At 69.1% G+C, this 19,290-nt stretch carries 15 protein-coding genes and 1 tRNA gene; 6 read left to right on the forward strand and 10 right to left on the reverse strand.

Annotation, left to right across the window (positions count from 1 at the left end; all coding sequences use genetic code 11):
• Positions 1–28 precede the first annotated feature (28 nt).
• Positions 29–1,312 (reverse strand): amidohydrolase family protein, encoded by a 1,284-nt coding sequence (locus AB0N73_RS12170; protein ID WP_363563787.1) that lies wholly within the window; start codon positions 1,310–1,312, stop codon positions 29–31.
• Between the two features lie 276 nt (positions 1,313–1,588).
• Here AB0N73_RS12170 and AB0N73_RS12175 point away from each other — a divergent pair, with 276 nt between their 5' ends.
• Positions 1,589–3,133 carry a helix-turn-helix transcriptional regulator gene (locus AB0N73_RS12175; protein ID WP_363563789.1) on the forward strand — a complete coding sequence of 515 codons (1,545 nt, stop codon included), beginning with the start codon at positions 1,589–1,591 and terminating at the stop codon, positions 3,131–3,133.
• Here AB0N73_RS12175 and AB0N73_RS12180 read toward each other — a convergent pair.
• Positions 3,118–4,668 (reverse strand): LuxR C-terminal-related transcriptional regulator, encoded by a 1,551-nt coding sequence (locus tag AB0N73_RS12180; protein WP_363563791.1) that lies wholly within the window; start codon positions 4,666–4,668, stop codon positions 3,118–3,120. The genes AB0N73_RS12175 and AB0N73_RS12180 overlap by 16 nt on opposite strands.
• A 358-nt stretch (positions 4,669–5,026) precedes the next feature.
• On the opposite strand from AB0N73_RS12180, the gene AB0N73_RS12185 reads away from it, so the two are divergent.
• Positions 5,027–6,109 carry a linear amide C-N hydrolase gene (locus AB0N73_RS12185; RefSeq protein ID WP_363563793.1) on the forward strand — a complete coding sequence of 361 codons (1,083 nt, stop codon included), beginning with the start codon at positions 5,027–5,029 and terminating at the stop codon, positions 6,107–6,109.
• Between the two features lie 47 nt (positions 6,110–6,156).
• Here AB0N73_RS12185 and AB0N73_RS12190 read toward each other — a convergent pair whose 3' ends face one another.
• The 4 genes from AB0N73_RS12190 to arfB are packed head-to-tail and all read right to left on the reverse strand — an operon-like array spanning position 6,157 to position 8,299.
• Positions 6,157–6,549: an ester cyclase gene (locus AB0N73_RS12190; protein WP_363563795.1), complete on the reverse strand. Its 393-nt coding sequence runs from the start codon at positions 6,547–6,549 to the stop codon at positions 6,157–6,159.
• A gap of 36 nt (positions 6,550–6,585) precedes the next feature.
• Positions 6,586–6,996 carry an NAD(+)--rifampin ADP-ribosyltransferase gene (arr, locus tag AB0N73_RS12195; RefSeq protein WP_363563797.1) on the reverse strand — a complete coding sequence of 137 codons (411 nt, stop codon included), beginning with the start codon at positions 6,994–6,996 and terminating at the stop codon, positions 6,586–6,588.
• A 33-nt stretch (positions 6,997–7,029) separates the two neighbouring features.
• Positions 7,030–7,809, reverse strand: a complete 780-nt coding sequence (locus AB0N73_RS12200; RefSeq protein WP_363563799.1) for a hypothetical protein — start codon at positions 7,807–7,809, stop codon at positions 7,030–7,032.
• Between the two features lie 52 nt (positions 7,810–7,861).
• Positions 7,862–8,299: an alternative ribosome rescue aminoacyl-tRNA hydrolase ArfB gene (arfB, locus tag AB0N73_RS12205; protein ID WP_363563801.1), complete on the reverse strand. Its 438-nt coding sequence runs from the start codon at positions 8,297–8,299 to the stop codon at positions 7,862–7,864.
• Positions 8,300–8,409: 110 nt separating this feature from the next.
• On the opposite strand from arfB, the gene AB0N73_RS12210 reads away from it, so the two are divergent.
• Together AB0N73_RS12210 and AB0N73_RS12215 are read left to right on the forward strand one after the other, a co-directional pair.
• Positions 8,410–9,435 carry a hypothetical protein gene (locus tag AB0N73_RS12210; protein ID WP_363563803.1) on the forward strand — a complete coding sequence of 342 codons (1,026 nt, stop codon included), beginning with the start codon at positions 8,410–8,412 and terminating at the stop codon, positions 9,433–9,435.
• Positions 9,432–9,830, forward strand: coding sequence for a GntR family transcriptional regulator (locus tag AB0N73_RS12215; protein WP_363563805.1), 399 nt, complete (start codon positions 9,432–9,434; stop codon positions 9,828–9,830). Before AB0N73_RS12210 ends, AB0N73_RS12215 begins: the two co-directional genes overlap by 4 nt.
• On the opposite strand, the gene AB0N73_RS12220 is transcribed toward AB0N73_RS12215, so the two are convergent.
• Both AB0N73_RS12220 and AB0N73_RS12225 read right to left on the reverse strand, forming a co-directional pair.
• The gene (locus AB0N73_RS12220; protein ID WP_363563807.1) at positions 9,817–11,214 is read right to left on the reverse strand and encodes a DUF1254 domain-containing protein; all 1,398 of its coding nucleotides are present in this window, start codon (positions 11,212–11,214) and stop codon (positions 9,817–9,819) included. The two genes, AB0N73_RS12215 and AB0N73_RS12220, sit on opposite strands and share 14 nt — an antisense overlap.
• A 168-nt stretch (positions 11,215–11,382) precedes the next feature.
• The gene (locus tag AB0N73_RS12225) at positions 11,383–13,815 is read right to left on the reverse strand and encodes a LuxR C-terminal-related transcriptional regulator (RefSeq protein ID WP_363563809.1); all 2,433 of its coding nucleotides are present in this window, start codon (positions 13,813–13,815) and stop codon (positions 11,383–11,385) included.
• A gap of 224 nt (positions 13,816–14,039) precedes the next feature.
• Here AB0N73_RS12225 and AB0N73_RS12230 point away from each other — a divergent pair, with 224 nt between their 5' ends.
• Both AB0N73_RS12230 and AB0N73_RS12235 read left to right on the forward strand, forming a co-directional pair.
• Positions 14,040–16,394, forward strand: a complete 2,355-nt coding sequence (locus AB0N73_RS12230; protein WP_363563811.1) for an arylsulfatase — start codon at positions 14,040–14,042, stop codon at positions 16,392–16,394.
• A 411-nt stretch (positions 16,395–16,805) separates the two neighbouring features.
• Positions 16,806–17,561, forward strand: a complete 756-nt coding sequence (locus AB0N73_RS12235) for a hypothetical protein (RefSeq protein WP_363563813.1) — start codon at positions 16,806–16,808, stop codon at positions 17,559–17,561.
• A gap of 229 nt (positions 17,562–17,790) precedes the next feature.
• On the opposite strand, the gene AB0N73_RS12240 is transcribed toward AB0N73_RS12235, so the two are convergent.
• Positions 17,791–17,862 (reverse strand) — tRNA-Arg (locus AB0N73_RS12240).
• 39 nt (positions 17,863–17,901) lie between these two features.
• Complete coding sequence (locus tag AB0N73_RS12245) at positions 17,902–19,284, reverse strand: LLM class flavin-dependent oxidoreductase (RefSeq protein ID WP_363563815.1); 1,383 nt, start codon at positions 19,282–19,284, stop codon at positions 17,902–17,904.
• Between the last annotated feature and the right edge of the window lie 6 nt (positions 19,285–19,290).

Consider the following 19,290-nt stretch of genomic DNA (forward strand, 5'->3'; position numbering starts at 1 on the left):
GTCGTCCGCCGTCGCTGCGCGCGCCGGCTCAGAGCGTGTTCTTGACGACCTGGCCGTCTTTGACGATCAGGGTGAGGTTGGTGTCGGGATCGGCGATGACCGAGAGGTCGGCGATCGGGTCGCCGTCGATGAGGATCATGTCGGCCCATGCGCCCTCCGCGAGAACCCCCAGCTTTCCGCCGCGGTAGGTGTTGCGTTCTCCCGCGAGCTCGAACAGCGCCGCGTTGCCCGAAGTGAGCATCCGGAGCGCCTCGGCGTTGGAGTAGTACTCGCCCAGCCGCGCCGCCATCACGCTCTGCCGGGCGGCCGACTGCGGCTCGAGCAGCAGGTCGGTGCCCCAGGCCGTCTTGACCCCGTAGGTCTTGGCCCACGCGTAGACCTGATCGGTGCCGTGGCAGATCTCGGCGTTCTTGCCGGCGCGCACCGGGTCGGGGTAGTGGTGGTCGTCCTCCGCGAACGGCTGCATCGACAGCCACGTCTGCGTGTCGGCGATGAGGCGGATCGTCTTCTCGTCGGCGAGGTGGCCGTGCTCGATCGAGGCGACCCCAGCATCGATGGCGCGGGCGATCCCGGCAGGCGTGTAGACGTGGGTCGCCACGTACGTGCCGTAATCGGTCGCCGCCTGCACCGCCGCCTTGATCTCGTCGGGGGTGTACTGCAACGTGTTGAGAGGGTCGTACATCGAGGCCGCTCCCCCGCCGAGCGTGAGCTTGATCTGACTCGCTCCCTGACGCAGCTGCTCGCGCACCGCCGCCAGGACCCGCGGCACACCGTCCGCGATGCGGGTGAAGTGGATGTCGTCGGTCCGCGAAGGCTTGCCGCCGAACTCCTCGGGGGTGTCGTAGACGAACGCGAAGTCGGCATGGCCCGAGGTCTGCGAGATCATCGCCTGACTCGGGAAGATGCGCGGTCCCTCGAACACCCCGCGGTCGATGAGGGACTTGACCGGCGCCGTGTCGCCGCCCATGTCGCGCACCGTCGTGAAGCCTCGCAGCAGCATCCGCTTCGCCTCGGCGATCGTGTTGCCGTAGAGCGACCCCGTCGGTCCCTGGAGGAAATCGACCATGCTGTTGGCGTTGCCCATGAGATGCACGTGAGCATCGCTCAGCCCCGGCATGAGGAACTGACCGCGACCGTCGATCTCGACGACTCCGTCGGATGCGTCGCCCGCGACCGGCGACGACGATACGGCCACGATGTGCGCGCCCTCGACGAGAACATCGACGTTGTCCTGCGTGTGGTCGCTGAGACCGTCGAAGACGCGGACGTTGCGGATGATCATTCTTCGGGGTGCATGAGTCCCAGTGGTCATGGCGGCGACACTATGCCGGTGCCCGCAGGTTGCGAGCGGCCCGTGGGAGAAATCGCCCGAGCCGTCATCCGCGCGGTACTCACGGTCGTCATCCGTGCATCACCCGCCTTTCATCCACTCGTGCCGCGCGCGGATGTGTGAGTAGTGTCCGTGTCTGAGCCGTGGACGCCGCCCTTCCCAGCCGCGGATCCGGGGGCCACCGCGATGGGGGGGGACTATGCCGGACGTAGCGCCGCGCCGCGCCGGTGCGCCTATGCGCGTCGGTGTGGTGCGGGCATGAACCTGACCGACCGCGCGCTCGCGCACCGCGCGCTCCGGGCCGCCGTCGAGGGCGGCAGCGCGGACGCCATCGCGGCGGCGGCCATGGACAACATCTGGCCGCTCTACAGCGCGCACTTCGAGGAGCTGGCGGCGGCGATCGAATCGCTCCCCGGTGCGCTTCTCGAGCGCTCCCCCGTTCTGCGGATCGTGCATCGGATGACGCCGGTGCTGGCGCGCACGACACGTCCGTTCAAGCCGCTGCTCTACCCGGGCGACGCGCGCTCGATGTCGGAGGACGAACTCGACATCCTCACCCTCGTGCAGATGGTCGGCTTCCGCCTGAGCGGGGATGTGGCCGCCGCCCTCGTCTACGCCCGGCGCCTCGAAAGCCGTATCTCGCAGTCACGCATCGATGCCCGGGACCGCACCGACGGTCCGCTGTGGTTCTATCACCAGCAGATCGGCTCGACGCTGCTCGCGGCCGGCGACAGCGCGGCCGCGCTGTCGCAGCTCGCCACCGCCCGGCAACTCGGCAGGCTCGCGCCGCAGCCCGATGCCGAACGGATGGCGCTGGGCCGCATCGCCCTGGCCCACGCGGTGCGGGGCTCGCTCGACGACGCCGACCGGGCGCTGGCGGAGCTCGCCGCGCAGCGCCCGGTCACCGCCGCGCACACCGCCTCCAGCTCGACGACCGAGCACACGGCGCGGGCGCTGATCGGCGTCGAGCGTATGGTGCCGGACGCCGAGGACCTGCTGAGCCGTCTCGAGCCCTACGACAGCATCGAGCTGAGCTGGCCGTTCGCGCTCCTGGCACGCACCCGCGCCCTGTTCGCCCTGCAACGGCCCGACGAGGCGATCGAGGCGGTCCGCCTGTCGTCCGAAGCCCACCCCGCGCAGCACGGTTCGTTCGCATCGGACGTGATCGCGGCCGCATCCATCGAGGGCTTCTGGGCGATCGGCGCGAGGAACCGGGCCGCGAGCGTCGCCGAGGCCTCATCCCGTGTCGGCCTCCTCTCGCGCGTGGCCATCGTGCGCCACGCCCTGCTGGACTCCCGGCTCGACACGGCCGGTGATGAGCTGCGTCGGCTGACGCGCGAGGCAGCCCTCGGGCCGGGACAGCGCGCCGAGCTGACGCTGCTCTCGGCGTGGCTCGAGCACGAGCGCGCCGGCGCGGTCGCCGACACCACGGCGCGGCACGTGTTCCGGCTGGCGACGCGCGACGCGCTGCGGCGCGTGGTGGCGACGATGCCGGTGCAGCTCATGCACGACGTCGGCGAAGCGCTCGATCCCATCGACTCGACCGCGTTCGACGCGGCCACCCTGCCCCTCGTGCACGTCGACGTGCCACGGCGCCCGGAGCTGACCCGGGCCGAGTTGCGCGTGCTCAGGGCGCTCTCCGATCACACGACGACCACCGCGATCGCCGCGGCCTTCCGGGTCTCTCCCCACACGGTCAAGTCGCAGCTGACGTCGGTCTATCGCAAGCTCGGCTGCTCGTCGCGCGGCGAGGCGATCCGCGCCGCCGCGCGGCTGCGGATCGTCGCCTACGACGAGGCCTGATCGGGCACGAGAATGCGCAGGCGCGTCGCGACGGTCACCGCTTCATCGCGGGTCGAGCACCCGAGTTTCCGGTAGAGCGACCGCAGCTGCGACTTCACGGTGTTCGGCGACACATGGAACGCCGACGCCATCGCCGCCGTCGAATGGTGCACCGGCAGCGCGTTCAAGACGCGACGCTCGCTCACCGTCAGCGCGGGCCGAGCGTGCATCTCGACACTCGAGACACCGACGATCATCGCGTCGAACTCGACTCCCGCCTCATCGGGCAAGAGGTCGCGTACGTGCTCGACGAGCTGCCGCGGGATGATCGCGAGCAGGCGACGGCTGTCGCGGCGACGGGCGATGCGTGAGATCTGCAGCGCCGTCTCTCGATCGAGCGCTCCCGTGCGAGCGAGGGCGAGCCACCCCGACAGCAGAACGGATTCGGCGCGCTGGGCCGGGCCGAGGCTCTGTTCACCCGCCAGCAGCCGCAGCTCCTGCTCGGCGGTGTCGAGCCGGCCGTCCTGCAGCGCCAGCCGGATGGTCGCGAGACGTGAGAGCACACCGGCCTTGCCGCGCTCCTCGGCGGTCCGCCACGCCCACGACAGGTCGCCGGACGCGAGCAGAGCGTCGATGGATGTCGCAGCGAGCACGTCGGCGGCGAACGACCCCTGCTGCGGCGGATGGGCGTCCGTCGCCAGGCGGATCGCTTCGATCGCGTCCTCCGGCTGATGGCGGGCCAGGTGCACACGGCACCGCGCCAGCAGGGCGAAGGGCCAGCTCAACTCGATGCTGTCGTAGGGGTCGAGTGCCATGAGGAGGGCGTCGACGTCGTCCGACAGCCGGTCGGCTCCGATCAGAGCCGCGACCGCGGATTCGGTCGCCCGCACCGCTCGTGCGTGCGCCGCGGTGACCGGGGGCAGGGCCACGGCGTCGGCCAGGGCACGCTCCGCGTCGCCCACGGTGCCGCGCACCGCGTGCGCGAGCGCCACACGTCCGAGCGCGATGCGTTCGGCATCCGCCTGGATGGAGAGACGCCCGAGTTGGCGGGCGGTGGCGAACTCGAGCAACGCCTTGCTCGACTCGCCCGCCGCGAGAAGAGTCGATCCGATCTGCAGGTGGAAGAACCACAGCGGCCCATCCATGCGGTCGCGCGCCTCGACGCGCAGCTGCAGCATGCGATCCTCCAGCCGGCGGGCGTAACCGAGCGAGCCGGCGACGTCGCCGTTGAAGCGCGCGGCGATCATCTGCGCGATCACGAAGAAGTCCAGTTCCTCGGGGCTCATCGACCGAGCATCCTCGCTCGAGACGACGGGCATGAAGGTGCGGCTGGTGCGGGCGAGAACGGGGGTCATGGGATGCAGCACGCGCAGCAACGGGTGCCGATCGAGCAGCGACGCGGGCAGAGCGGTCACCACGCTCATCAGCATCTCGAAATGGGCGCTGAAGAGGGGCCAGAAGTGGGCGACCGCGACGCGCGCCATGTTCTCGGGTCGCCCCGAACCGATCGCCTTCACGAGCTCGTCGCTCGCGCGGTCCGCATCGTTCAGGTTCATGCCGGCGCCCCCGCGTGAGATGCCCATCGACGTGCGACGGCGGCGAGCTCCGCATCATCCAGTGAATCCGACATTGGACCTCCTCGATCGACCCGAGGGAGTGACGGCGGTATCTGTCTTCAGGGCCTCCCCCAAGGCCTGGTCTCTTTCTAACCCACCTCGCCGTCGGGGTGACGAAGCGCGCGCCACACATCACCTCCCGGCTCACCCGGTCCTCACCCGGGTGACAAGGGGAGGGCAGGGTGACGCGCGGGGTGACGCCGCTGATGAAATCGCCGGCCTACCGCCCACTCCGGACGCGCGTCTCCCTAGCCTGAGGCGCACGTAGACGAGCTCCACGAAAGGATGCGCGATCGATATGTGCACACGAGTTGTCTGGTCCGACGCGAATGGGTCGGTCATCGTCGGCCGGAACATGGACTTCCACATGGATCTGCTCTCGAACCTGTGGAAGTACCCGCGGGGCATCGAGCGCACCGACGGGGTGCACGGGTCCCTCACGTGGCGCGCGAAGTACGGCAGTCTCGTGGCCACGGCCTTCGACCTGATCGCCACGGACGGCATGAACGAAGAAGGCTTCGCCGGCCACATCCTCTGGCTCGCGGAGTCGAACTACGGCAAGCCCGAGGCTTCGGCCACGCAGCTGAGCCAGGCCGTCTGGCTGCAGTACTACCTCGACAACTTCGCCACGGTCGCCGAGGCCGTCGCCTGGACGAACGACTCGCAGGTCGAGATCGCGCAGCTGTTCGACCCCACCGGTCACCTGGTTCCGACACTGCACCTGGCGATCAACGACGCGAGCGGCGATTCGGCGATCATCGAGTACGTCGACGGCACGCCGACGGTCTACCACAGCCGCGACTACAAGGTCATGACGAACTCTCCGACCTACGACCAGCAGCTCGAGCTCGTGAAGGTCTACGAGGGGCTCGGTGGCGACCGGCCGCTGCCGGGGTCGACGCTGGCGAGCGACCGCTTCGCGCGCGCCCTGTTCTACGTCGAGCACCAGGTGCAGCCCACGACGCAGGTCGAGGCGATCGCGGCGATGTTCAGCATCATCCGCAATGCGGCGCAGCCGTTCCGCACGCCTGAGCCGGGCAAGCCCGACGCGTCACAGACCATCTGGCAGGTCGTTCTCGACCTCACCAACAAGCGGTACGTCTTCGAGTCGACCACGCGTCCGGGCATGGTGTGGGTGGACTTCGACGAGCTGAGCTTCGCGGAGGGCACGAAGACGCTGCGCCTCGACCTCGTGAGCCGGCTGGCGCTCGAAGGCGGTCTTGCGGGGGATGTGAGCCACAGGTTCACCGATGTCGGCGAGCTTGCGACCAGCGCGCTCGCGACCGGTGTCGAGGCCCTCGAGTTCGTGGCGACCAAGCAGGACGAGTTCGCCGAGATCAAGAAGGCCGTTCAGCAGTTGGTGGGCGCGAAGAAGAAGTAGCGCGTCGCGTGCGCGGGCGCCTCGGGGCGGCGTCCGCGCACGCGCGGTCATCCCCGCAGTTGCGCGCCGAGGTCCGTCTCGCGCGCGGACCCGGTGAACTCCACGAAGCGCCCGCGCTCCACCCGGTACATCGCGAACTCGGCCACGTTGGCGTGCCGGCGCGTGGGGGCGATGCCGTCGTAGGCGCCCAGGTGCGTGCCGCTCCCCCGCAGGTGCGCGGCGATGCGGTCCTCTTCGATCACGAGCTGGATGCGGCGCCACCGCCAATCCGGGAACGCCTCGAACAGATCGGCCATGTCGTCGACCCACGCGTCGGCGCCGCCGGGGCGATGCGCACGCCGCACGGCCGGGTCGACGAACGAGCGGATGGCGTCGAGGTCGTGGCGGTTGCACGCGTCGAGGTAGTCGGCGTACCACTCGCGCATCTCCCACGGCTCCACCGGTCCATTATCCGGGGAGCCCGTGAGGCGGGCGCCTCAGTTGATGATCTCGCCGCGCTCGACGTCGCGGATGGCGATGAGGCGTTCCCGCCAGGCGGCGAGCGCCTCGGGGGCCAGGCGCGGCCAGTCGGTCACCTCACGGACGACGCGGATGGGGTCGGTGCTGCGATACGAACGGGTCGGGTTGCCGGGGAACTTCTTGTCGGTCACGTTCGGGTCGTTCTCGAACACGCCGGTCGGCGCGACCTCATAGACCCGTGGGGGCGCCTCGCCCGCCGCGAGCTCGGCCGCGAGCCCCGCTCCGTCGACGAGCGCGGTGAAGTAGATGTGGTTCATCACGATCTCGGGTCGGTAGTTCGACCGGAATCCCGCCGTCAACAGGTCGCCCTCGTGCAGGTCTGCTTTCGTGCCGTGGAAGAAGGGTCCGTCGTCGAGTGCGTCGCTCACCGCACCAGGGTAGAACGGTGCGGCGGCGTGCGCTCAGCCGCGTTCCGCGCTGTCTTCCACGCGGCGGACGGCGGCGCCGCCGCCCTCCGACAGCGCCGCGCGCTCGCGCGGGTTCTCGAGGTAGTGGCGGATGATCGCGGCCACCGCGTTCGGGTCGGACCCGAGGGCGAGCGCCGGCGCCTGCACCGGTCGCCCCGCTCCCCCGCGCGGGACGAGCGCGAGCTTCGCCGCCGGAGCAGCGACCACGCTCACGCTCGCGAGGTCCTCCCAGCGCCAGTCGATGTCTGCGCGCCCGCGGACGCCGCGGAGCCCGGCGGGGGTGAGCGTGAGTCCCGCGGGCACCCGCAGCTGCCAGAGCCGCACCCCGAGGACGATCAGCCCGAGCAGGCCGAGGGCGTAGGGCCCGCGCGAGAGCAGGATCGACGGCATCGTGGGCAGCCCGGTGACCTCGACGACCGCCTGCGCGATGGCGGGCAGCAGCAGGCCGAGCGCGATGCCGACGGGCGGCACGGTGGCCGCCGCCGGTGGGGCGAAGCGCAGCGCGGGGGCGGCGGCATCCACGCGCACGACGTGCCGCTCGATCGACCCGAACATGACGAAGAGACCGACGCCGATGAGCGCGATCCCGAGCGCCAGCGCCGCCATGACGAGCCGGAAGCCGAGCCGGTCGTCGGCGAGGGTGAGGAACGCGGGGAGCAGAGCGACGGCGATCACGAGCCACGCGAGCGGGCGCGGATTGCGTCCGTTCGGGAAGACGGGGATCGCGGCGTCGGCCGACGGAGCGAGCCGGGGTGAGAGGCGCTGCACTGCCACGATGCGGTGCCTCCTCTGTGTGCGTCGGACCTCGAGCCTACCCAGGCGAGCGTCAGTCGGTCGGCGGGCGTCGCAGCTTCTTGACGTCGGTGCGGCGCTGCTTCGCGCCGAGCCGGCGCTCCTTCGAGCCGCGCGTCGGCTTCGTCGGTCGCCGCGCGGCCGCCGGCGGGCGGATCGCCTCGGCGACCAGCACCGCCAGCCGCTCGCGGGCCGCCTCGCGATTGCGCAGCTGCGCGCGATGCTCGGATGCGGCGACGGTCAGCACTCCTCCGACCAGACGCCCACCCAGCCGGTCGAGCAGACGCGCGCGCTGGTGGTCGCTGAGTGCGGACGAGCCGGCCGCATCCCACACCAGCTCGGCACGCGAATCCGCGGTGTTCACCCCCTGCCCACCAGGGCCGGAGGACCGCGAGAACCGCCACACCAGCTCCGACTCCGGGATCGTCAGACCCGCCGTCACCCGCAGACCGGGGCGGTGAGGAGAAGGCATGGAGACATTCTCCTCCTCGGCGGTGGGGTACCGCGGGGCGCGGCACATTTGTATCTTCACGGCGAAACAAGTTGTGATAGACATATGACACAAGGCGATAGGAGAAGCCCATGCCGATGACCGGACGCGAGTTCGACCCCCTGCACCTGATCTGGGGAGTTCTGTCGTTCCCGCCGATCTCGCTCCTCGTGGCGCTGCTGATCACCGGCGGGATCCTCATCGTCGCCTCACGCCCGGGGCGCGTCGGGCGACCTCCCCTGCTTCCCTCGCACTACGCCCCGGAGCGACGCACGCTCGGCGCCGTCGCGGCCGGGGTGATCGTGCTGTTCCTCGTCGAGTTCGTCCTCCGCGGTTACGTCTTCGCCGGGCCGGGGCCCGTCCACTGGTGGCGATTCGCCGTTCCCCTCGCCGCCGCGGCGGTCGGGCTCTGCATCGCCCTAGGGGTGATCGCGACGCGCGGGACGACGGCGCCCGACGCCCCGTTCATCTCGGCGACCCGCCGTCACTGGAGGTCGTTCAGCTCACGCGCGGCGCTGTCGGTGACGGCCGTCGTCGCACTCGCACTGATCGCCACCACGGTCGCTGCGGGGCTCGCCTCATCCACCGACGGCGAGGGCCAGCACACGTGGCTCGTCATACCGATCCCGAACGAGGCGGCGATCGATCCGATCCGCCTGCCGTTCTACGGATGGATCTACGGCATTCCCGTCCTCACCGCCCTGGCGGCGCTGGGCGCCGTGGCCTGGGCGACGCTCGATCGCAACGCCGCGCGCCCGTTCCGCCGGTCCGAGACGGTCGCCGCCGAACGCGCCGCTCGGCGCGTCACGGCGACGGACGTGACCCGCATCGTGACCGCGGCGATGCTCCTGGCGCTGGCGGCAGCGTGGCGGCTCATCGCCACCGCCGGCTCGGGCTCGTCACTGACGGTCATGGGGGAAGACGGCGACACGTCGTACGACGCTGCCTGGCGCTACGCCGAGCTCGCCGTCGCCGCGGGATGGTTCGTTCCCGTCCTCTCTGTCACCGCCTTCGTCCTCCTGCTCCTCACGGCGGTCAGCGGGCTGCGCGCGACCCGCACCGGGCTTGCGCAGACGAGCGAAGCCGAACCGTTCGTCGGCGCCGGAGCCGGTCGATGACCGCGGGCACGCTCATCGCGTCGCCGGATGAGGGCAGCCCGGCCGTCGACATCTACCGCCAGCTCCGAGCCCTCATCGTGTCGGGCCAGCTCGGCGTGAACGAACGGCTCCCCACCGTCCGGCAGATGGCCGCAGACCTGGGCGTCGCCCCCGGCACGGCCGCCAAGGCCTACAAGATGCTCGAGCAGGACGGCCTGGTCATCAGCAAGACGGCGGCGGGTACCCGAGTCGCCGCATCCGCCGCTCTCCTGCCGCGATCGGTGATCGCGCTCATCCGAGACCTCGCCGACGAGGCGACCTCCACCGGCGCCGATCTCCACGACGTCATCGCCGTCCTGAAGATGACCTGGCCCGCGCCGTCAGACCCGGCGCATCCGCACCTCACTGCCGGGTGACCGGCGTGATGTCTCCGAGCTTCCAGGTGCGATCGAGGTAGGGCTCGAGCGGACCGTAGAACCGGAAGTACGAGAACCAGTGCGCGCCCGGCAGGGTCTGCACCCAGTTCGACTCCCCTGACGGCGGAGCGCTCGGGCCGAAGAAGAGATCCACCGAGCCGTCCTCATTCGTCACGAGTTCAGGGTCGCGCGATCCGCGGTCGCCGCGCTGCTGCGCGTTGTCGATCAGGCAGCGCGTGGCGACGTCGTACACGGTTGCAGACCAGAACAGCTTGGCGGGCACGTCGGCGGGCACATGCAGCGTGTAGTCCCGCCCTCCGTCGAGCCACTCTCCCGCGTCGTCCGTGTAGGAGCCGAGGTAGGCCTGTCCGACGCCGGGCGTCCGGCTCTTCATCGCTTCCGAGAAGCTCACCGCCTCGTAGAACCACGAGGCGCGTTCGAGCAGTTCGTCGTAGCCGTCGCCGCGCTGGGCGGAGTTGTCGAGGACGATCGCCTGCTCCCACGCCCGATCGGGCCAGTAGGTGCCCTGTGCGAAGCGTTTGGCGAACGTGTTGGCCTGGGCCATCAGCTCACCGGCGGCGGCGCCCTGCTCGAGCAGGCGAGTCAGCCGCTCGTCGGGGTCGAACGGTGCGCCCTTCTCGATGCTGAGTTGCTTCAGCATGGCGAGGTAGAAGCGATCGCGCTCATCCACGATCTCGCTCTGGTAGATCTCGTGCAGCCGGCGCCAGTAGTCGAGTCCGCGCGGCTGGTCACCGCTCCACGGGCGTCCATCCGGCGAGACGATGCGCGTGGGCGCGGGGTTCTCGCGCTGGTCGTACGGGTAGATGCGGACGCCCGCGACGAGGGCCTCGGCACGGTGGGGGTCGGGGTCCAGCGTCCGGAAGCCGAACATGATGTTCACGCCCGACGACTCGAGCAGGCGATAGTCGGATCCCAGTCCGGGAGGCGCCTCGGTGCCGGGCGCCAGGATGACGTACTTCCCGCCCTTGCCGCCGTCGGGCCCCATCTCGCCCATCGCTCCCACTTCCCGCTGCCAGAAGTCGGACACGCCGCCCGCGGTCGGGCCGGCGGGAAGCTCGATGACGAGCGGTCCGGACTGCGACAAATCGAAGAAGTTGAGGACGTACGGTGTCGTCGCGTTCGCCGTGATCAGGCCGAGCCGATCACGGTAGGTCACGTAGCGCACCAGGTCGCTGCCGGTGGCGCCGAAGACGTCGTAGTGCTGCGTCTTCCACTGGGCGTACGACACGAGCGGCAGCGCCCAGAGATACGCCTGGCAGGCGAACTGATAGTCGAGCTCGTCGAAGATGGCGGGGATGGCGTCGCGAGAGGGCAGATCGCCGTCGGATGGCAGCGACGCAAGGCGCCCGGGCAGGTCCGTCATGTTCGTCCTCTCCGTCGACCGGCTGCCCGTTCCGGCGGCACGCAGGAACCGGACGAAGCCGTGTCATTGGAAGCCTCACTCCTCGCCGTCCCGCAGACATCACCCGTGTGGGGTGAAAGAACGCCGCGGCAGGGCGGCGGCCCGCCGGGCACGTGGATGGATCGGCCGTCAGAGCAGACCGAGCTCGCGCGCCGCGGTGACCGCGTCTGCACGGCTGGTCACGCCGAGCTTGCCGTAGATGCTCTGGAGCTGGGTCTTCACGGTGTTGACGCTGACCTGGCGGCGCACCGCGATGTCGGGGATGCTCTGGTGCGCAGGAAGCTCGCGCACCAGTTCCCGCTCGCGAGGCGTCAAGGCCGCCTGCGGCAGGGCGGTCGAGGTCACCCGATCATGCGCGAGCACGGCATCGCCCAGAGGCCGCCATCGACCCAGGCGATCGATCCGGTCGCGGATGATCATCGCCGGCCGCCGGCTCTCTTGCAGGAACGGGCGCACGGCCCCCAACGGTGAGGCGCACATCAGGGCGCTCACGATCCGATCGGTTGCACGGGATTCCTGCCCCCGCGCATCCGCATGAAGAGCCAATGCCGTCCAGGCGTAGGCCGGCGCCAAGGGGCTCACTTTGGTGGCGCCCTTCTCGAGTGCGCGACTCAGCGCCCTCTCCGTGTCGCGCTCCGGCCTGCGGAGAAAGGCGACCGTCAGAAACTCCATCGACCGCACGCCCAGAACTCGCTCGCAGCGCACGAGGATGCGGTCGGTGAGCGGAATGTCGCCGTGCCACAGCGCGGAGTACATCCACGGAACGGCCGCGTACGACAGGGCGACGGGCCAATCGGCCAACTCGTCCTCGATGGTCTCGGTGAGCACGGTCAGCGACGTCGCTCCGGGACACCTGTCCACGCCGTCCAACGCCGTGAGCGTCCGCGCCATATGCTGCATCGCGGGCTCCACGACAGCCTGACGAGCGTCCGCGATGCGTGCCAGGGTGGCGGGAAGCGATTCCCCGCGGTGGAACGCGTGCGCAGCGCGCGCGAACACCGCACGCGTCGCGACCGAGTCGGCAGGATCCGCGTCACTCACCATCTCGCGCGCCAGGGCACGGAAGACGGGCTCGACATCGACCCACCGTGACGCGGATGCCACCACCGACAATGCGCTCTCGAGAGCGAGCAGCCGCAACCATCGGTGGGGACCTGCGGCCTCGCTGCGAGCCCCGACCGCGATCAGCCGCTCGCTCGCGCGCAGCCTGTCGTCGTCGTCCACGACGGGGTCGGTCCACGCGAGCGCGATCTCGAGGAACAGCCCGACAGCGGGCGGGAGGAGCGCTGTGTCGGTCATCGACAGCGCGTCCCGCGCCGCGGGATCGGGGCGTCCCGTCGCGTGCGACCAGAGGAGGTCCACGATTCGATCGACCGCGGTCGGAGCACTGTCGGGCTGCGATGCCGTCCGCGCGGCGAGCCGATGCGCCGCGCGCTCGCGTTCCGCGAAATGCGGCACGTCCATCACGAGGCGCATGTCGGCATCGATGCGGCGCCGGTGCGCCGGATCCAGCCGACGCACCGCGCGCATCACCGCGCCGGACTCGCCGTGGAAGATCAACGCGTACCCGTGGTCGTCCAAGAACACCGCCAACGCGTCGTCATCCTCGGCGCGGACGAGGTGATCCAGGGCGCGGACGAGCGCGCCGGAGCGCTCGAACCAGGCGGACGCGTGGCGATGCCCCTCGCGAGCTCTGACGATGTTCCGGCGTCGCTGCTCCGCGCCGAGGAACGTCGCGAGAACCGGGTGGAAGACGTATACGTCGTCGATGCGCGACATCAGCGAGTTGGCGCTGACCGCGCGGTCCAGCACCGCACCGGCATCCGCGCGGTCGGTGAGCGCGGCGGCCAACACCAAGGGCACCCGAGCGTCCACCGCCGCCCACACCAGAACGTCGCGGTCCAGCGGCGGAAGCTGCTCCAGCAGCTCCGAGACGAGGTAGTCGGCGACCGGCCGGCTGTCGCCATCGAAGCGATCGATCACCGCGTCGTCGTCGCCCGTTCCGAGCACCTGCTTCAGCAGCACCAGCGCGGCAGCCCACCCGCCCGTACGCACCCGTACGCGCTCCGCTTGCAGCGTGTCGAGCGTGCGTTCCGCGTCCCCGAGGTATCGCTCGATCTCGGCGGCGGAGAACGCCAGGTCGGCCTCGCGAAGCTCGCGCATGCTCATCCGCCGCGAAACGGATGGCGGGAACGGGTCGAAACGGCCTGCCATCACGATGCGGACCTGAGGGAGTCCTCGCTCGAGTACGGCGAGGAGCGCCTCCCGCACGGGAGCGGGTGCCCTGTCGACCTGGTCGACGACGAGGTAGCCCTCGGCCGACGCGTCGATCGCGGCGATCGCCTCGACCGCCTCCGCCTCATCCGATGCATCGATCACGGGCACGTCGGCATCCAGCGTGGCCACCCACTGGCTCAGCAGAGCCGACTTGCCCGAACCGGCCGGCGCCCAGATCGCGGCGACCCGTGCGTCGCGCATCGATTCGTTCAGAGCCTTGAGAAGCCTCGGCCTCGCGATCAGGAGATCGGGCCGAAGCGGCATCGTGCTCTGACGAGTACTCATCTCACCGAGCGTAGCGATAGCCCGAGAGCCGGCGAAGGACGTCGCACGGGACTACGCTCGGCGGGTCCGGACGCGCCGCCGGGTCGGATTCCCGCCGTCCCGCAGACATCACCCGTGTGGGGTGAAAGACCGTCATGACGGGGCTTCGGCCGAGGTCTGGGCTCTGCGCGATCAATAGCATGACGACCAGCGGCCGCCATGGGCCGGACGAACGAGAGGTCGTTATGTCTGAGGAACTTCCGGGCTCCATCCTTCCCCTCCCCGATCGCGCCTTCCAGGGAACGGTGGTCTTCGACGCGAAGAAGAACGAGAGCGAGTTTCCGCCGATCGTCGCGAAGCGCCCGCCTCAGAGCGCCCCGAACGTCCTCGTCATCCTGCTCGACGACGTCGGCTTCGGAGCGTCGAGCGCTTTCGGCGGCCCGGTGTCCATGCCCACCGCGGAGCGACTCGCGAATGCGGGGCTGAAGTACACGCGGTTCCACACGACGGCGCTCTGCTCCCCCACTCGCGCTGCTCTGCTGTCGGGCCGCAACCACCACGCGGTCGGGATGGGACACATCACCGAGACCGCGACGCCGTCGCCCGGGTACCGCTCGACACGCCCGAACACCGCGGTGCCGCTGCCCGAGATCCTTCGCCAGAACGGGTACAACACCGCCCAGTTCGGCAAGTGCCACGAGGTGCCCGTGTGGGAGACCGGTCCGACCGGCCCGTTCGACCACTGGCCCGCGTTCAGCGGATTCGAGCGCTTCTACGGGTTCATCGGCGGCGAGACCAACCAGTGGGCACCGGCGCTCGTCGACGGCGTGACGGCCGTCTCCCCGCCGACGACCGACGGCTATCACCTCATGCCCGACCTCGCCGACAAGACCATCGAGTACGTGCGCCAGCAGAAGAGCCTCACGCCGGACAAGCCGTTCTTCATCTACTTCGCGCCGGGCGCGACCCACGCCCCGCACCATGTGCCCACCGACTGGATCGCCAAGTACAAGGGGAAGTTCGATCACGGCTGGGATGAGCAGCGCGAGCGGACCTTCGCGCGGCAGATCGAGCTCGGCGTGATCGCCGCCGATTCGCAGCTCACGGAGCGCCCCGACGGGCTGCCCGCCTGGGATGACGTGCCCGAGGAGCAGAAGCCGATCCTCGCGCACCAGATGGAGGTGTACGCGGCGTTCCTCGAGTACGCCGACTTCCACACCGGCCGCGTGATCGATGCGCTGGACGAACAGGGCATCCTCGACGACACGCTCGTCTACTACATCATCGGCGACAACGGGGCGAGCGCCGAAGGCGGCATCAACGGCGCCTACATGCTCACGACCGCATCCAACGGCGGGGCCGAGTTCGAGACCGTCGAGTTCTGGAACGAGCACCTCGACAAGGTGGGCGGCCCCGAGGCCTACAACCACTATTCGGTCGCGTGGGCCCACGCCATGTGCACTCCGTACCAGTGGACGAAGCAGGTCGCCTCGCACTACGGCGGCACGCGCAACGGCACGATCGTGCACTGGCCCTCCCGCATCGACGGGCAGGGAGAAGTGCGCAGCCAGTGGCACCACGTCATCGACATCGCGCCGACCATCCTCGACGTCGCGCGGCTCGCCGAGCCGCACACCGTGAACGGTGTCACCCAGATCCCGATGCACGGCGTCTCGATGAGCTACAGCTTCAACGAGGCCGACGCGGATGATCGGCACGTCACGCAGTACTTCGAGCTGATGGGCAACCGCGGCATCTACCACCAGGGGTGGACGGCGCAGACGAAGCATCGGACGCCGTGGGATGTGGTGTCGAAGGCGCCCGACTTCTCGGCCGACGTGTGGGAGCTGTACGACACCTCGGTCGACTGGACGCAGGCGAACAACCTCGCCGCGTCGAGGCCCGAGAAGCTCGCCGAGCTGCAGCAGCTGTTCCTCATCGAGGCAGCACGGCACAACGTGTTCCCCATCGACGACCGGGCCGCGGAGCGCATGAACCCCGAGCTCGCCGGTCGGCCGACGCTCGTCACGGGCACGTCGCTGAGGCTGTACCCCGGCATGGTCCGCCTCGGCGAAAACGTGGCGCTGAACGTCAAGAACAGGTCGTACTCGGTGACGGCACAGATCGTCGCGCCGGATGACGGCGGGCTCGAGGGGGCGATCGTCGCGCAGGGCGGGCGCACGGGCGGATGGTCGGTCTTCGCCGAGGACGGAAAGCTCGGCTACCACTACAACTACTGCGGTCTCGTGCGCACCACGGTGCTCTCGGACCGGCCGATCGGCGCGGGTGAGCATCAGGTGCGCGTCGAGTTCGCCTATGACGGCGGCGGCGTGGGCAAGGGCGGAACCGTCACCCTGTTCATTGACGGAACGCCCGCCGGTTCCGGACGCGTTGAGCACACGCATCCGCTCTACTTCTCGTTCGACGAAGGGCTCGACACCGGCGAGGACACCGGGATGCCCGCCTACGACGGCTACAAGGAATGGGGCGGCGCCTTCACAGGCACGATCGCGTGGGCCGACCTCGAGCTCGGACTCGACGACCACAGTCACCTCATCGACCCCGAGGAGCACCTGAACGCCGCTTTGCGGCACCAGTGAACCCGGGCCCGCGCCTCTTCGATGGGAGCTTCACTGTCTGGACGACATCGGTTTTGGGCTGGTTAGGGTGCCGGAAGGGCCCGTACCGACACCGCGCATGGATGCAGGGCGTGGATGCTCCGACCGGAGCCGAGTCAGTCGCAGCCTCGGCGACATGAACCTCTCGCCAAGCTCCCGTTCAGCCCTTCGCTCGGATGCATTCGTCCTAGGGTCACGCCGCTTCTGTCGTTGGGGCGTCATAGTGTCTGGCATGTGACTGCAGCCCCCAGATACGGATTCAGGCCGCTGGAGATAACGGACCCAGAAGAACTCGAGTTGCTCGCGAAGCTCCAGAAGCGGCTCCGAGCGGTCCCCGGTCTGCTCAGCTGGTGGGGGCGCCTTTCCAACACGGAGCCGCTCTCACACTCTGAGATGCACCTTGATGACGAGTTCACGGGCTGGAGCCGCATCTCCACTGCTTCGCGATACGCGCTCGATCATGCTTCCGACAATCTGCGCGTCCTGCACAGAATCCTCAGTGACGGCGAGACCGTGCCCTTCATCGCGACCTATCCTCTGGTGCGATCGGCGCTCGAAGGTGCTGGACTTGCGTTGTGGCTGCTCGGCCCCAGTGATCCCAACGAGCGGGTCCGCCGTCACGTGTTGAACCGAGCTCGGGAGCTATTCGAGGAGAACTCATTTCGAAAGGAAGCGCTCACGTCCGCTGGAACCCACCGAGAGGAATTGAGTTTCTCGCCCTCGGACATCATCCGAGCGGAGCGTGAGCGAAAGGAGTGGCACCGAACCCACCGCAGTGAAATCACGAGTATCGCCTCGCGCATCGGCATGACCGATCCAACTTCCGGACGAAGCATCGTCGGCTTCAAGAAGATCGTCGGTGATGCCCACGCCACCATTGACCTGCCCTCGGCATACGGAGAAATGATCTGGAGCCAAGTTAGCGGGCTTACACATCCGTCTCTCTTACGCGCGGTCTCAACCCTCAACATGTCAAACAGCACCGACAGCACTGACGGAACCGTTCATGTTTCGATGAGCTCGAAGGTTGGAACCGTTTTCTCCGCGGTGGTCGCGGCGCTTCTTTTGTTCAAGAGCGCCCTCGGCGCGTACGCGGTACGGATCGAGCAGCCAGGCGACCGGGAGGCGTATCTCTCGACACCTCTCTGAGGTTCAGCCGACAATCAGCCACCGCGCGATCGGGCGCGACGCAGTGCTCGTTGTGGACGGCTGTCAAGCGGAGCGCGCCAGCGTGGACTCTGCAAAGTGTGAGCGGCGAGAACGGAGACGCGCCGGGTCACGACGTCCTCTGGAACCTATCCACATCTTCGACCGACCAAAAATGCGATCCGCGTGGCCCGGACCCAGAAAAATCCTGGTCAGAGGGAAAAACAGTCTGTGCCCCTGGAGGGACTCGAACCCCCAACCGTTTCCTTAGGACGGAACTGCTCTTCCATTGAGCTACAGAGGCTGGCCGTCCGAGTCTAGTCGCGACGGACGGCCGGGGAGCTCAGACGCGGGCGCCCTGCCCGACCTTGAACTGCGACCCGTGGTGCTCGTCGGGCAGCCGGTCGCCGCGACCGTGCAGCTTGTGGCGCAGGGTGCCGGGCGTGTACGCCTCCGGGTAGACGCCGCGACGGCGCAGCTCGGGCACGATGAACTCGACGATGTCCTCGAAGGTGCCGGGGGTGATGGCGTAGGCCAGGTTGAAGCCGTCGACATCCGCTTCCTCCGCCCACGCCTGCAACTCGTCGGCGATCTCTTCGGGCGACCCGACGATCAGCGGGCCGAGGCCGCCGATGGCACCGAGCCGGGCGATGTCGCGCACCTTCCACTCACTGCCGTCGTCGTTCGCGGCCTGGAAGTTCGATACCGCCGACTGGATGGCGTTGCTCTCGACGTTGCCGATGGGCTCGTCGAGGTCGTACTGCGACAGGTCGATGCCCATCCATCCCGACATGAAGACCAGCGAGCCCTCCTCGCTGGCGTACTGCAGGTAGTCGGCGTGCTTGGCGCGCGCCTTCTCGGCCGTCTCGTCGGTGATGATCGTGAGCAGCGTGTAGATCTTGGCGGCGTCGCGGCTGCGCCCGGCCGCCTCGAGGGCATCGCGGATGCGCTTCACCGTGCCGGCGAGCACCGACTTGGTGGGCGCCGCGACGAAGATCGCCTCGGCATTGCCGGCCGCGAACGCGATGCCGCGCGGCGAGGCCCCAGCCTGGTAGATCACGGGAGTGCGCTGCGGCGACGGCTCGCTCAGATGGATGCCGGGCACCGTGTAGTGCTGACCGTAGTGACCGATCTCGTGCACCTTCGCCGGGTCGGTGAAGACACCCGTCTCGCGATCGCGCACGACCGCGTCGTCCTCCCACGACCCCTCCCACAGCTTGTAGAGCACCTCGAGGTACTCGTCGGCCACGTCGTAGCGCTGGTCGTGCTCGAGCTGATCGTCATGCCCCATGTTGCGGGCCGCGCTCGGCAGGTAGCCGGTGACGACGTTCCACCCCACCCGCCCCTTGGTCAGGTGATCGAGCGTCGAGATACGCCGCGCGAACGGGTACGGGTGCTCGTACGCTGTGCCCGCCGTCACGCCGAAGCCCAAGTTCTTGGTCACCGCCGCCATCGCCGACACGAGCAGGATGGGGTCGTTCACCGGCACCTGCGCGCCATGCCGGATGGCGGCCTCGTTCGAGTCGCCGTACACGTCATAGGTGCCCAGCACGTCGGCGATGAAGATGCCGTCGAAGCTCCCCCGCTCCAGCAGCTGCGCCAGCTCCGTCCAGTACTCCAGGTCCTTGTAGCTCGACGACCGGTCGTCGGGGTGACGCCACATGCCGGACGACTGGTGCGCGACGCAGTTCATGTCGAACGCGTTGAAACGGATCTGCTTGGCCATGCCAGC

Source organism: Microbacterium sp. NPDC089189 (genome assembly GCF_040685095.1).
GTDB lineage: Bacteria > Actinomycetota > Actinomycetes > Actinomycetales > Microbacteriaceae > Microbacterium.

Coding starts and splice junctions, on each gene's coding strand:
- AB0N73_RS12170 (WP_363563787.1), bottom strand. CDS start 1,312: ATGACCACTGGGACTCATGCACCCCGAAGAATGATCATCCGCAACGTC.
- AB0N73_RS12175 (WP_363563789.1), top strand. CDS start 1,589: ATGAACCTGACCGACCGCGCGCTCGCGCACCGCGCGCTCCGGGCCGCC.
- AB0N73_RS12180 (WP_363563791.1), bottom strand. CDS start 4,668: ATGAACCTGAACGATGCGGACCGCGCGAGCGACGAGCTCGTGAAGGCG.
- AB0N73_RS12185 (WP_363563793.1), top strand. CDS start 5,027: ATGTGCACACGAGTTGTCTGGTCCGACGCGAATGGGTCGGTCATCGTC.
- arfB (WP_363563801.1), bottom strand. CDS start 8,299: ATGCCTTCTCCTCACCGCCCCGGTCTGCGGGTGACGGCGGGTCTGACG.
- AB0N73_RS12210 (WP_363563803.1), top strand. CDS start 8,410: ATGCCGATGACCGGACGCGAGTTCGACCCCCTGCACCTGATCTGGGGA.
- AB0N73_RS12215 (WP_363563805.1), top strand. CDS start 9,432: ATGACCGCGGGCACGCTCATCGCGTCGCCGGATGAGGGCAGCCCGGCC.
- AB0N73_RS12220 (WP_363563807.1), bottom strand. CDS start 11,214: ATGACGGACCTGCCCGGGCGCCTTGCGTCGCTGCCATCCGACGGCGAT.
- AB0N73_RS12225 (WP_363563809.1), bottom strand. CDS start 13,815: ATGAGTACTCGTCAGAGCACGATGCCGCTTCGGCCCGATCTCCTGATC.
- AB0N73_RS12230 (WP_363563811.1), top strand. CDS start 14,040: ATGTCTGAGGAACTTCCGGGCTCCATCCTTCCCCTCCCCGATCGCGCC.
- AB0N73_RS12235 (WP_363563813.1), top strand. CDS start 16,806: ATGCACCTTGATGACGAGTTCACGGGCTGGAGCCGCATCTCCACTGCT.
- AB0N73_RS12245 (WP_363563815.1), bottom strand. CDS start 19,284: ATGGCCAAGCAGATCCGTTTCAACGCGTTCGACATGAACTGCGTCGCG.